General features: G+C 44.1%; 12 protein-coding genes and 1 pseudogene. 1 reads left to right on the forward strand and 12 read right to left on the reverse strand.

The genetic code is table 11. The features are described from left to right. From gmd to JQR86_RS11525, 12 genes are all read right to left on the reverse strand, one after another. Entirely contained in the window at positions 1-1119 is a 1119-nt protein-coding gene (gene gmd, locus JQR86_RS11470) for a GDP-mannose 4,6-dehydratase (protein ID WP_434153609.1), read from the reverse strand. 14 nt (positions 1120-1133) lie between these two features. Further along, positions 1134-1724, reverse strand: coding sequence for a DapH/DapD/GlmU-related protein (locus JQR86_RS11475; RefSeq protein WP_434153610.1), 591 nt, complete (start codon positions 1722-1724; stop codon positions 1134-1136). Beyond that, positions 1721-2800 (reverse strand): EpsG family protein, encoded by a 1080-nt coding sequence (locus JQR86_RS11480; RefSeq protein ID WP_434153611.1) that lies wholly within the window; start codon positions 2798-2800, stop codon positions 1721-1723. The genes JQR86_RS11475 and JQR86_RS11480 overlap by 4 nt, the downstream gene beginning before the upstream one ends. A 79-nt stretch (positions 2801-2879) precedes the next feature. Continuing rightward, positions 2880-3776 (reverse strand): hypothetical protein, encoded by an 897-nt coding sequence (locus tag JQR86_RS11485; RefSeq protein ID WP_434153612.1) that lies wholly within the window; start codon positions 3774-3776, stop codon positions 2880-2882. Between the two features lie 296 nt (positions 3777-4072). Further along, complete coding sequence (pseI, locus tag JQR86_RS11490; RefSeq protein WP_434153613.1) at positions 4073-5119, reverse strand: pseudaminic acid synthase; 1047 nt, start codon at positions 5117-5119, stop codon at positions 4073-4075. 440 nt (positions 5120-5559) lie between these two features. Further along, positions 5560-6117, reverse strand: a complete 558-nt coding sequence (gene pseH, locus JQR86_RS11495) for a UDP-4-amino-4,6-dideoxy-N-acetyl-beta-L-altrosamine N-acetyltransferase (protein ID WP_434153614.1) — start codon at positions 6115-6117, stop codon at positions 5560-5562. Between the two features lie 2 nt (positions 6118-6119). Then, on the reverse strand, positions 6120-7211 hold the full coding sequence (gene pseG / locus JQR86_RS11500; RefSeq protein ID WP_434153616.1) for a UDP-2,4-diacetamido-2,4,6-trideoxy-beta-L-altropyranose hydrolase: 1092 nt from the start codon (positions 7209-7211) through the stop codon (positions 6120-6122). Then, positions 7208-7909, reverse strand: a complete 702-nt coding sequence (gene pseF, locus JQR86_RS11505) for a pseudaminic acid cytidylyltransferase (protein WP_434153617.1) — start codon at positions 7907-7909, stop codon at positions 7208-7210. Before pseF ends, pseG begins: the two co-directional genes overlap by 4 nt. After that, entirely contained in the window at positions 7906-9066 is a 1161-nt protein-coding gene (gene pseC, locus JQR86_RS11510; protein ID WP_434153618.1) for a UDP-4-amino-4,6-dideoxy-N-acetyl-beta-L-altrosamine transaminase, read from the reverse strand. Before pseC ends, pseF begins: the two co-directional genes overlap by 4 nt. 3 nt (positions 9067-9069) lie before the next feature. Then, positions 9070-10068, reverse strand: coding sequence for a UDP-N-acetylglucosamine 4,6-dehydratase (inverting) (gene pseB, locus JQR86_RS11515; protein WP_434153619.1), 999 nt, complete (start codon positions 10066-10068; stop codon positions 9070-9072). 17 nt (positions 10069-10085) lie between these two features. Next, positions 10086-11285, reverse strand: coding sequence for a lipopolysaccharide biosynthesis protein (locus tag JQR86_RS11520; protein WP_434153620.1), 1200 nt, complete (start codon positions 11283-11285; stop codon positions 10086-10088). A 175-nt stretch (positions 11286-11460) separates the two neighbouring features. Further along, positions 11461-12513, reverse strand: a complete 1053-nt coding sequence (locus JQR86_RS11525; RefSeq protein ID WP_434153621.1) for an LPS O-antigen chain length determinant protein WzzB — start codon at positions 12511-12513, stop codon at positions 11461-11463. 284 nt (positions 12514-12797) lie between these two features. Between JQR86_RS11525 and JQR86_RS11530 the strand changes: the two are divergent. After that, positions 12798-13609 (forward strand): annotated as a pseudogene (locus JQR86_RS11530) (IS5 family transposase). The last annotated feature ends 260 nt before the right edge of the window (positions 13610-13869 follow it).

Here is a 13869-nt window from a genome sequence, read left to right on the forward strand (position 1 = left end):
TCAGTTCTCCACGCTTACAGGAATTTCGTGCCCTAACCCTTTAAGCAATGCGTGCCGCTTGGCTACTTTTAAATCTTCACGAACCATTTCTGCGCACATATCCTGAACGGTAATTTCAGGCACCCAACCCAGCCTGCTTTTAGCCTTGCTCGGATCACCTAATAAGGTTTCCACCTCAGCTGGGCGAAAATACCGAGGATCAACCCGCACGACAATATCGCCTACTTTTACTGCTGGTGCGTTATCACCGCTTACTGTCTCGACGACTGCAGTTTCGGCTACATCCTTCCCCTCGAAGCGTAGCGTAATGCCCAGCTCTTTGGCTGACCAACGGATGAAGTCACGCACGGAATACTGCACGCCAGTCGCGATTACAAAATCTTCAGGCTCTTCCTGTTGGAGCATCATCCACTGCATACGAACGTAATCCTTAGCATGGCCCCAGTCACGCAATGCCCCCAAGTTGCCCATATACAGGCACGACTCCAAGCCTTGCGCAATATTAGAAAGGCCACGAGTAATCTTACGAGTTACAAAGGTTTCGCCACGTCGAGGGGACTCATGGTTGAACAGCACACCATTACAAGCATACATCCCATAAGCTTCACGATAATTCACGGTAATCCAATAGGCATATAACTTAGCTACCGCGTAGGGAGAGCGGGGATAAAAAGGCGTGCTCTCCTTTTGGGGTGTCTCCTGTACTAAGCCATACAGTTCGGAGGTCGATGCTTGATAGAAGCGTGTCTTCTTTTCCAAGCCTAAAAGCCGGATCGCTTCTAAAAGCCGTAAAGTGCCCATAGCATCAACATCTGCTGTGTATTCTGGCGACTCGAAACTCACAGCCACGTGGGATTGCGCCCCGAGGTTATATACTTCATCAGGTTGTACTTCTTTGATAATACGGGTCAGATTGGATGAATCAGTCAGATCACCGTAGTGCAGTACAAAGCGCTGATTTTCAACATGAGGATCCTGATAAATATGATCAACACGCTGCGTATTAAAAAGAGAAGCTCGGCGCTTAATACCGTGAACTTCGTAGCCTTTTTCTAATAAAAACTCAGCCAAATAAGAACCATCTTGGCCTGTTATGCCGGTGATAAGAGCTTTCTTCATAAAAATTGAAATCCTTACAAGTCTCGAACTAACTGGCCATAATTATTAATTTTATGTAAGGCGCGTAAATGCTGAGCACGCTCCTCTTCTGAGTCAAAACGATAACCAATGATTTTGGCGGGAACTCCGGCAACTATAGCGAAATCAGGAATGTCTTTTGTAACAACAGAGGCAGCAGCAATAATGGCACCGTTTCCTATTTTGGTGCCAACCATTATTTTGGCTGACATTCCAATCCAAACATCATCCCCAATAAATGTATAAGGTAAAGGCTCACGACCAGAAAAGCATATTGGTACGCCGACCTTTTGAAACTCGTGATCCGCACCTAGAATCGAAACTTCAGGAGCAATTAACGCAAAACGTCCAATCTGCACACGAGGGTATATCGTACAGTCACGACCAATAAAACCGAAATCCCCCAAAACCAAATCTCGAGAAATATAATGCTGTCGCGCTACCACCCAGGCCTTAACTGATACCGAGTGCCAGCCAAACCTGGCAACCCGAAACCTCATCAAACTTTCACGCAAAAAGATATATATTCTGGAATTATCTTTTATAGTTTTTTTTATTGATGCTCGCACCTTATTAACAAAAATCACCGAAGCTCTCCTGCTTTCCATTTCAGCCAATACTCTTCTACAGCCATATCGCGCTGGCGGTCAAAATCTATATCTCTAGAAATCAACTGAAGTGCAGAGTTAGAGTAGCCTTTATATAAAGAATCAAAAACTGGCAATGAAAACAAACCGTAAAAAACATATACCGAATAAGCAGTGACAGTTAAAAACACTACTAGCCATAAGTGAGGCTTAAAATAGCGAGCCAGAAGAAATGGAAAAATCACTAAAAAAACCGTAAAGAATTCCCGAACTCGCATCCAGAAAACACCGAAATCATAAAACACCATTTCATAAAAAAACATTAACAATACCGCAGAGTAGCTCAACCTTAGCCAATATTCAGTGTCCACCTCTAAATCCCTTTTACTGGAAAAATAAAAAAGAATACTATATAGTAAAAGTAACACCAGACGAAGCAGATGCCCCAATGTCATTGGGTAGTGGTCAAAGCCAACATAAAGAACAACCCTAGCAGCAAAATTATAGCCTGAAAGATATGGCAGAAAAAATTCAGCTATGCTTGCAAAATTAAAAATTTTTAAACTTTGGAAAAAGAAAAACAGGATTGAAAGCGAGAGGAAAAACGAGCGAAGAACTGCCGAACGAAAGAGAAAGACTACAGGAATGCAAACTAAAGCACTGAGGTGAAAGAGAGAAGCACAAAATAGTAAAAAAAATGCGACTAAATTTCCTTTCCGCATATAAAGTAGTGCTAAAAGAACAAACGCAGCAGCCAACTGCTGCCTAAGCATATTTTCTAGAAAAACTATAGATAACAATACATAAAGAACAAAAGCAGCTAATGGCGCGCCCCTAGCTCGCCAAAGAACCCATCCAAGCACAGAAATATAAAAACATTTAATAAAAGCAGAAAAAAACCAATAATTAATACCAAAAAAAGAAAAGCCAGAACAAACAGCCTTATAACCAAGCTCAAAGTTAGGGTTAACACACCCAGCATTATAATCAGCTAAATAATTATACCAATCAGACCCTGACTTGTAAGAAAGCCCTATAAAAAAGAAATATACAAAAAAAGCTGAAATAAAAAACAACAGCCTCGATGCATAATTCAAGTAAAAACTAACACAAGAAAATAACCACAACGTCAAACTATAATAAAGATATACCAATTTACAAATCCCTGAAATAAATATCAGAAATAGAAGAACGTTCAAAAGCATCAATATAGCTTTTTGAGCTAACATTTATAACATGAACTTTTCGCATATCAGCAAAACCACGCAGGACTTCATAATTTTTAAAAACCTTCCCCCAGCGCAGAAACATATCTCCGACAGTGAAGCATACCTGAGTAGGTCGATATATAGGTCTAGCCTTTACTTCTTCAGCATAAAAATGATATTGCTTCACTAAAGCTTCGCCATTACTCGATAAAAAAAGCTCTTCATGCCATGAGTGATCAGCCCCGAAGATATAAATTTTTTTGTACGAGGCACAAAGTGCCAGAGAAAGGGCCGCAATCAAAACATTAAGTGCAGCAGGCATACCTAACTGCTTCTGCATCAGCCAACCAGAAAATCTTAAACTTCCTGCCACTGGGGTAGAATTATAAAACTCAACAGAAATAAAAGAGCTTTTTAGTTTTTTACAAAAATTCGAGCCTTTAGCACTAAGCGGTATTAAAATTGTCATAGGCCAATTGACGTTACCCTTAACTTCCAATATAAATCGGCTTCGCAACGCATCAGCCTCCGGGGAAACAACTGGCAACCAATAGTTAGGATCTGCAAGCACATAAAAAGCAGGCTTTAAGTAAAAAAATTCTTTAGAAAAACAAAAATTATTTACCACCCAGATATCAACAGAGGCCCGATTGACATACTGTTTTAACTCTTTAATATCATTTTTTAATGAGGGGCCGTTTCCTAAAACTATAGCAGTCCGCGCCTCTCGAAAACGCCATTTCGAATCTAGCAGCCTTGAAAAAAGCAATACAGAAAAAAAACTTATAAGAGTAGAAAAAACCTTATCAAATAAGAAAAATATGTGCTTTAAACTTTCTTTCAAGGATTTACTCCAACCACAAAAATAAAAATTTGACAAATATATCCTTAAATACTCAAGATAAGGATACAAACTCAACACACCTAAGAATCTAAAAGAGTAGCTTTCAGGGGCTCCTCATATACGCTGAGCCAACTCGGCCACCTTCATAGATCAGCAGCTTCTACTTGCTGATGAAAGCTAGCTCACGCTATCAGCTAGAGATAGAAAAACCTTTTCCTCTGTCACATGGCGAGCAACTGTCCCATCGTACTCAGGTGGCTTCATCATGAGAGCGAGTTGCTACTATAAGAATAATTTTATTCTTCAATGAGATCCCAGCAAACGGGCGTTCCATAAGTCACATCTTTTTTTAATCGCTTACCTATTAACTGATCAAAATGTTTGGGAGCAAGCCCTACACCTGGTCTTATACGTCGTATATTAGTAGTAGAAATTACATCACCTTTTTTTAGATCTTTGACGAAATAAATTGATCGTCGAAATTTTTTATTCCCCTCCTCGGACTTTTGGCGCTCAAAACTTGATGTTCCTAAAGCGGACCATGCGTCAAACGTCTCTTGACACAACCTCTTCAACTCAAAAGGTTCTAGGGAAAACTCACTATCAGGACCTTTTTCAGAACGGTTAAGGGTAAAATGCTTTTCAATAACACATGCACCTAAAGCTACAGCTGCAACTGAAACAGTGGTACCTAAAGTATGGTCTGATAAGCCAGGAACCGTATTAAAACGCTCTGCCAAACAGGACATTTGTAGTAAGTTTGCTTGATCAATTGGTGCAGGATAACTGCTAATACAATGAAGCAGAATCAAATCTTTACAACCAGCATCATAAACTGTTGAGACTGCTTCTCTTATCTCTTCAATTGAGCACATGCCTGTTGACAAGATAATAGGCTTCCCTTTGCTTGCAACATACCGAATCAACGGCAAATCCGTAGCTTCGAACGAAGCGATTTTATAAGCTGGAGTTCCGAGCGACTCTAAAAGATCAACCGCTGACTCATCAAAAGGAGTCGAAAATATAGTTATACCAATACTAGCAGCATACTCAAATATAGCTTTATGCCAATCATATGGGGTTTCAGCCCACTTGTATAATTCATAGAGCTTATACCCGTCCCATAGGCCACCACGAATCATAAACTCTTCGCGATCAGAATCAATAGTCATAGTATCTGCAGTATACGTCTGCATTTTTATCGCATCAGCACCACTGTCACGAGCGGCTTTTATTGTTTCGAAAGCGCGTTCAAGAGAGCCGTTATGATTAGCTGAGAGTTCAGCTATAATATAGGGGGGATGTTCTCTCCCAATCTCTCTACCATTAATATAAAAGCCCATCTTAACTTTACTCCAACATAAACCAAATTTAAATTAACTGCAATTTCACCATCTGAAATTTCAGCTTTTTAATCCTATATGTATACATACCTACTCTAACGGCGAGCCCTTCGCAAGCATAGAAATAACTCATGTGAAAAACAAACACATTCAAACCTCTTCATACATTTACTGGCACATAGCAACTCCAACAAATAAATTACATATCTTTGATTTATTTCCTCTAATCTAAAATAAACTTATAATGGCGCTTTATCCATAACCATTATTCTAAATCCGTGTAAGTTAACTTATTCAAACCAGTTTCATGACAATACTTAAAGCCTACTAAAATAAAAATTTAGGCTCCACCTCAATTTACTCGCCAGCACTTTTATAAAACACAGCAAATTAAGACCAACAGGCTTGAAAACACTCATCAAAATCACAGACACAGAGAATTATGATATTTTCCTTTGAAGCAAGACTATTCTCTCCTCCATTGCAGAGCGCAAATTCTTCCAATCGGAATGCAACATTCCAAAGCGATAGATGTCTACATACTTATCCTTGAAGATATATTGCTCTTTAAAAACTCCCTCTTGAGAAAAACCAAACTTCCTATGAAGCTTTATAACTGGTATATTGTAGCCCAGCACTTCACAATATAGCTTGTGCAACCTGAGGCATTCAAACGCGTAGTCTAATGCAAGAAACTCCATCATTGTGCCGGTACCTTTAGGCGCATCTGGAGCAGCATAAAAACCCCAAGCGGCGTTCCTGCTTATGACGTCTATTTTATTATAGCAAACAACGCCTAACGACCGACCATTAAGCTCATAAATGAAATACCGGTTTTCAGTAGAATTTGAAGAATTCCGCCACCATGCCAAGTGCTCCTCTTGGCTTATTTCGTGCTGGGTATACATATTCAAACGCACATTTGGCGCATTTCTCCACAACCTCATATTATTCAAGTCGCTTTCAGTAACAGGCCGCAATTGACCAAAACTTTCCATTACTAGCTCCAGTCGCTGACTCTTTTAACTACGCGCCCCGTACCTTGACCATCTGTAACTGACGAGGCTTTAAAAGTGAGCTCTCGTCTTAATTGATCATTCTCTATTAGCAGATGAAGGTAGGAAATAAGCGTTTGTGTAAAATTTTCACTTAGAGGTACAACTAAAGCAGCCTCTACGTTTTCCAATTGGTGGGCTACAGTTTCTTGGTTCTTGGCAAGAATCATCATGATGGTCGGCAAGCCTAAAGCACACCGCTCCCATGAGGTGCTTCCGGCAGCACCAATAGCCAAATCACTTATTGCCATTTGGTATGCCATATCCTCAATTCCAACCAATACCTCCGTACTCCATGGAAGTCTGGCCGCTTGCTGTCTTATCTGACCAAGCCACGGCGCCTTTGCCCCCATGACGATCGTTATTGTGACATTGGCAGGTAATGACGCATGACTTATCGCATTTAAAACGCGGCCCGTAACGTTATCCGAGTCGACACCACCCAAGCTGACTAGTATCCGTGTAACGCCCGTTGATACGCGGCGCTTGACACTTTGACATCGAAGCAAAGCAAACTCTGGGCGTAACAAAGCATAGTTTGGCCCCATAAGCATCTTGCATTCTGCTGGCACTAACCCCTGATAGTCAGCTATTTGCCTTCCAAGATTCTGATCAAGAAGTAGATCACATTGATGCATTCTGTCAGCTAAGTCATCAATTACCATTAACCTGCTACAACTAGGCCGCACTATACTTTCCCAGTGAGCATCCAAAGCATAGTGATCTACGATCAACCAGTCTGGTTGAATATCTTGGAGCACCGAATTGCAAGCTTTAGCATCTTGCTCTTGCGTAGAACCTAGCCAATGCGCATGAGCAAGCCTATTATCTATATACGTTTGCTTCGAGCCGTACGGCAGTACATGTACGGTATATCCCTTGCTACGCACCAGATCCATTAAATGCCCTGAGTGCATCCGGCAGAAAAAATGACATTGCATACTCATCTGCCTTAAGGCATCAGCTAAAGTCAGGCAACGCATGACATGACCGCTACCCATTTGCAAAGAAGCATCTACACGGATAGCAACTTTCACGACTTCGATCGTTCCATTTGCATGGTTTTAAACAGCCACTCGGCTCGAACCCAATCTTCTAAGGTGTCAATGTCCTGAACCCGATGACGTGGCAAAAACACTGCGGATGAGTTGAGCCCAAAAATTGACCTACCTTCACGCCAAGCCTCAGCGCGCCCCCAGTAGAACTGACCCGCATCGTGATAGGCTTCTTCAAGATCTTGTGATCGTGTCTCAAAATATTCTGGAGCGAACATTTCCATACGCCCCTCCTTGTTGACTCGAATAGCGCGCTGAATAGGAAAAGCATAGCTGGTTACCGAAAAGGCGTAGTCACAGCCATGCTTAAGTAAGGTATTCAGGCCGTTGCAAATGTCTTTACCCGTCACGAAAGGTGCAGTTGCGTAGATGCAACATACTTGCTCAGGTGGGTCGCCATTGGCGCTCAGCCAGTCAATGGCATGACTGATGACTGGAATAGTCCCAATGTAATCGTCTGCGAGCGTATCAGGCCGCATAAATGGGATCGAAGCTTTATACCTCAGAGCAACCTCGGCAATCTCTGGATCATCGGTCGAAACGATAACCCGATCGAAACAGTCACTTTGCAGCGCGGCCTCGATTGACCAAGCGATCATTGGCTTGCCACAGAACGGCTTGATATTTTTACGTGGAATGCGCTTGCTCCCGCCGCGCGCTGGAATGACAGCTACTTTCATAATCGAAGTGCTTTGTGTAGTGCATTGACCACAGCATCTTGCTGCAGCTCTGTCATGGTCTGATACATAGGCAGGCTAATAGCTTCTCGATAATAACGCTCAGATTCAGGAAAATCTCCCATACGGAAACCCATACACTGATAGTACGGCTGGGTATGGACCGGAATATAATGAAGATTGACGCCAATGCCCTGCTCGCGTAGCGAATCGAATACCTGACGCTGACTAACACGCAGGCAGTCTAACTCCAGACGAATGACATAAAGGTGTAAACCAGAGTAGCTGTCCGGGTGTTGCCAAGGCGTCACAACTGGCAAGCTAGCCAGCAACTCATCATAACGGCGGGCGCTCTGGTGCCGATAAGCCACATAATGATCCAGACGCTCCAGCTGGGATATACCCAGCGCAGCCTGCAACTCCGTCATTCGGTAATTGAAACCAAGATCAATCTGCTGATAATACCAGGGCCCATCTGACTCGTGCGTCATTTGCGCCGGGTCACGAGTAATACCATGACTACGCAGCAATGCCATTTTTTCAGCCAGCTCCGCCTTATTAGTCAGCGCCATACCGCCCTCGGCAGTAGTAATAATTTTTACCGGATGAAAGCTGAAAACCGTGATATCACTATAACGGCCATTACCAATGAACCCCCCTTGGTATCTACCGCCGATAGCATGTGATGCGTCTTCAATGATACTGAACCCATAGCGCCGAGCCAGAGCTTGGATAGCTTTCATATCACAAGGCTGACCGCATAGGTGAACCGGCACGACTACCTTAGGTAAGGTACCGTCACGTTCAGCCTGCTCTAATTTGCGAGCCAATGCCTGCGGGCATAAGTTATAGGTATTAGGATCTATATCGACAAAATCCACTTGCGCCCCGCAGTACAGTCCGCAGTTGGCAGAGGCCACGAAGGTGATTGGCGAGGTCCATAACCAATCACCAGGCCCAAGTCCTAGCGCCTTACAGGCCACGTGAAGCGCAGAAGTTGCACTGTTCATAGCAAGTGCATAAGTCGCACCCACATGTTTTGCAACCTGCGCCTCAAATTTAGGCACCATAGGTCCCTGCGTCAGGAAGTCAGACTGTAGTACCGAGACCACAGCGTCTATATCAGCTTGGGTAATATCCTGACGACCGTATGGAATCATGTTTTAAATGCTCCCAATCTTGTCTTTATTAGCATTGATCCAATGGGCCAAGTCCTCATCACTCATCCATTCTGAATTGTTGTCGCTGGCGTAAATAAAGCCTTCAGGGACTTTCCTGCCATCCTTGATACGCTTTTCGCAAGTACCCCAGTTGTTGATTGCCGGAAGGATTTTGTAGTGCTCAGGATATTCATAGGTATAGTACGAATCCTCCTCACTAATCATCTGTTCATGCAATTTCTCTCCTGGCCGAATACCGACAATCATTTGCTTGGCTTCAGGTGCAATGACTCGCGCGAGATCAGTCACTTTCATGGAGGGGATTTTTTTAACATAAATTTCACCACCCTCCATGTCGTCAAACGCATGCCATACCAACTCAACCCCCTCCTCTAAGGAAATCATAAATCGAGTCATACGCGCATCCGTAATAGGCAGCTCGCCTTTATCTTGGATAGACATAAAGAAGGGGATAACTGAGCCGCGAGATCCCATAACATTCCCATAGCGCACCACAGCCATGCGTGTTTCATGACCGCCAGCATAAGAGTTGCCTGCCACGAACAATTTGTCAGACGCGAGCTTAGTAGCACCATATAAGTTGGCAGGGCTGCTGGCTTTGTCAGTAGACAAAGCCACAACCCGCTTGACGCCCTGATCGATACAGGCATCAATCAGGTTCATGGCTCCCATGATGTTTGTCTTGATACACTCGAACGGGTTGTATTCAGCGGTAGGAACAATCTTGGTTGCCGCAGCGTGAACTACATAATCTACACCGTCTAATGCGCGATAAAGACGCTCCTTGTCACGCACATCACCAATGAAGAATCGGACACGAGGATCGCCCTGAAATTTTTTCGCCATTTCCCATTGCTTCATTTCATCACGAGAAAAGATGATAATTTTTTTCGGATTGTATTTATTTAAAGTCATAGGTACGAACGTATTGCCGAACGAACCTGTTCCCCCAGTTACCAGAACCGTTTTATTGCTTAGCATTAATTTTTAATCCTTTTTTAAGGGTGGGAGGTAAAGGAGCGCGCCCGGTAACGCAAGGCCAACATTCCGCTTTTCCATACAACCATTAAACCGAAAGCAACGCATAGAGAAACAGGCACTGCCAATACTTCAAGCACTTTAGAAAGCGCTATCACAAGAACAATAAAAATAGTCACTACCCCTATGTGACTCTGAATAATAGGCTTGTCGTGCCCCATTGAATAAAGCCCATAATGAGGGATCATACTGATGCCATAAAGAACAGTTGCAGCCAGAAGCCAAAAAAATATACTACTATATTCTAGATAGATTGATTTTCCAGTCCACTTCAGCAATGGATCTAAAGTCAGAATGGAAGCCAATATGAATAGCATTGACACACCCGCCACCTGTATAGACATAATTTTCATCCGGCGCCAAAACAGCTTTTCACTTGATGCTTTCCAGTCAGCAATCAATCTCGGGTAACTAAATGCGAAAACCCCGGCGTCAAGAAACGCAAGCAGTGCGCTACACATACCAATAAAAAGGACATAGGCCCCCAGGGCCTGCAGCCCGCTTAAAAACTCAAAGAAATAACGATCCAACGTAAAAACAGCTCGAATGGCCAGTGTCGCGAAAAGAAGAGGTAGTACAATTTTCAGTCCTGTCTGAACCCAGCGCCAGTCTACCGGCTCGGACCAGCCACCAAGCCTCATCTGTCTTAACTTATATCCACCTAAAATTAATGCCAGCGCACCACCACAAGACCAGAAAGTGAAAACAGTAGTTAGTGAACGCGACTCTGGGGTGAATGTCATCCATAAGGCTAAAGTAGCTGCCCATAAGCCGGAGCGGAGACAGAGTATAAGACTAGCCCAAACCTGCTCCGAAGCAGCAATCAAGAGGCGGTTAAGCTCTTGCGCCCAATGCTCCATTACTAACAGAAGGAAAAACCAACCGAACATAGACCAGGGCAGCAACTTTCCAACAAAGACCAATACTAATAGAGGGCCAAAAAAACAATATAAAAGCATAGAGAATAAACATTGGGACTTTATAAGTTTTCCCCACACTGCTTTCTCGCTACCAATTAGCTCACGAGTAGTATAAATATAAAAATCAAAACCCAGAAAGTATAGGGAGTAACCAACCGCAGCCGTTAAGAGCCCATAAAGCCCCAACTCTTCAGGACTTAAATATTTCGCCAAAATAAATACAAGCAAAAACTTACTCAATAACGTGACACTTCGCAACCCTACATTGACGAGCCGGACCAATCCAGCATTAATTATTAGCTTCACTTATAAAACCGTGTCACGAATTTTATTCCAAATAAAACTGCTCACCCATCCTATCTAGCGACTATACTCGCTAGAATTTTAGAGCAACTGCAGTTAATAATTAAATTATTTATCGACGTCTGCACCCTACCATTACTATTCGAAATAATGCAATCAGCACACCCAGCATTATCCCAACAGCAAGCCCTAACAATATAACAAGGCTTCGCTTAGGTGCTATTGGACTGTCAGGAATTTCCGCAGGGCCATCTTGTCGCATGACGGCAACACTTTCAGGGTTAATACGTATATGTGAATATAAACTATGCTTTTCCTGCAAATCCCTTAATCCAGGAATAAATGGATCGTCTGAAGTGCGCTGTGTAAGGTTTGCTATTTCCGCTTCCAGGGCCTTGCTACCACGCATATACATGAGTGCGCCGTCCATAAATGCTGAAACCTCTCGTTCACTTCCTGCGCTACCACCAGTGATTACAGGGGGATCAGCCAAATTAATTTGTTTAGCAATTCGGAGAGCCTCACCGAGTCGAACTATACGATCCTCTCGCCGATCTTTTGCGCTCGCTCTTAGTGTTTCAATTTGCTGCTCTAATCCACGTGCACGCACCCTAGCCTCGCTCATTGCATTCTCAAGCATCTCGTGCAGGGCTTTTTGCTTGGCCAGTTCTGTATATTCTTTCGCCCAAGTTGCTGCCTGCTCAGGATCAGTACCTTGAACGTGAACTGTAAATCGATCAGGTGTATTTTTAGCTGGAGCGTGAATAGCCAACCGCTCGCTAAAGAGCGCGTATTGCGCATCTCGAGAACCTTGTCGCTCAACATCACTTAATGAGGGCAAGTATGTTGATAAAAAAAATTCATTTCGCGTGGACTCTGCAACCAGGTTACGAGTAAAAACACTATAGATAAATGACGCGTCAAAGGGCTGCAAGCCTAACTCAGAGATACGACCATAATTAAAACCTGCAATTTTATTGAGCGATGGCGGCAACGTATGAAGCTTAGCTTCGTAACTAGGCTTGGCCAGGAAAGCATAGACAACGGCTGCAAATGTACAAATAAGTGCGACCAGAACAATCAGGCCTTTTCGTCTCCATAGCGCCTCGGCCAACATCAATAAGTCTATTTCATCGTTTCTTAGGGATTGAGCGGTTGCGTTCACGATTTATCCTTGTAGGAAGCAAGTACTGCCCTTATCGTTCTTGAACCGACGACTTACAGGCGCGCCTATGACAATATCTCTGCAGGAAAAATTCCTAGATAAAATTTTCTCCATATACGGACTAGCCAAAATCACCTCTATTGAAGAAGCAACGAAAGAAATTAAATGAAAAGTCTACAGATCGTACTACGCTCTGTCTAAAAAATCGATTTGCTAGGCCATCCCGTCTTTTCCGTGTGGAGACTAGAAATGACGGTCCGTTAAGAATTGGATGATGGGCGCTAATCAGCGATCCGGTTTCTCACAAGCAGCAGCAGGGACGGCACTGCAAGGATGATCGCTTTAAGCCTAGTAGCGTCTTCCGAGCGCTGTGCTCAGAGACGAAGTGGCGTGATCTACCCGGTCACTTCGGGACCTGGTAAACGGTCTGTCATCGTTTCCGTACCTGGTGAGACCGCTCGCTGTTTAAGGCTGTGCTTAAAAGGCTTCATTTGGAGCTAAGGCGGGGAGGTCGTATTAATCTAAGCACATGGATGGTGGACTCTACGACCATTCGAGCTACCCGTGCCGCGGCAGGAGGCGGAAAAAAAGGGGCCCGGACGAACCTGTAGATCATTGCCTGGGACGCAGCCGGGGTGGGTTCGGTACCAGGATTCACCTGCTTTGCGATGCCAAGGGTTATCCGCTGAGCTTTACCCTCTCGCCTGGTCAGCAGGCCGATTCGCACAACTTTATTCCGTTACTGGATCAGGTGCGTCTTCCTGGCTCTCAGGGCAGACCACGCAAGCGTTGCCGGACAGTAATCGCGGACAAGGGCTACGATAGTGAAGGGTTGCGTCGCTATTGCGACCGCTTCGGTATGCAGCCGGTGATTGCCCAGCGCACGATGCACCGCAAGCCCCGGCCAGGTCTGCCTTGCCTGTTTGATAGGCCCAAGTATCAACAGCGTAACGTGATCGAACGGCTATTCGGCTGGTTAAAGGAAAAGCGTCGGCTCTGTACTCGCTTTGACAAGCTGGCTAGCAGCCTCAAAGCCATGGTAACGCTGGCCTGTATCGAGCGATGCATGCGTGCCGACTTTTTAGACAAACCCTAGTGGCCAGGTCGAGCGCATGAACCACGCGACCAGGCACGCCACTAAGACCTTTTACTACTCCCCTCTTATATTAGCTGCTGGGCAATTACGCACCCAACAAATCTGTTCGCCCCGGTAACAAGCACTCCAAAACGCTCTATTGTCGCCACATTATCTTGCACTGCCGTTTCTCTTGACCGTTTTCCCTTACGGCCATCTTACACCACTCACAAAAACATCAGTATGTTGACGAGCACTCACGGCTTGTCATCAACAATGTC

This window comes from Pseudomonas sp. JZ134 (genome assembly GCF_051027695.1).
Taxonomy (GTDB): domain Bacteria; phylum Pseudomonadota; class Gammaproteobacteria; order Pseudomonadales; family Pseudomonadaceae; genus Chryseomonas; species Chryseomonas luteola.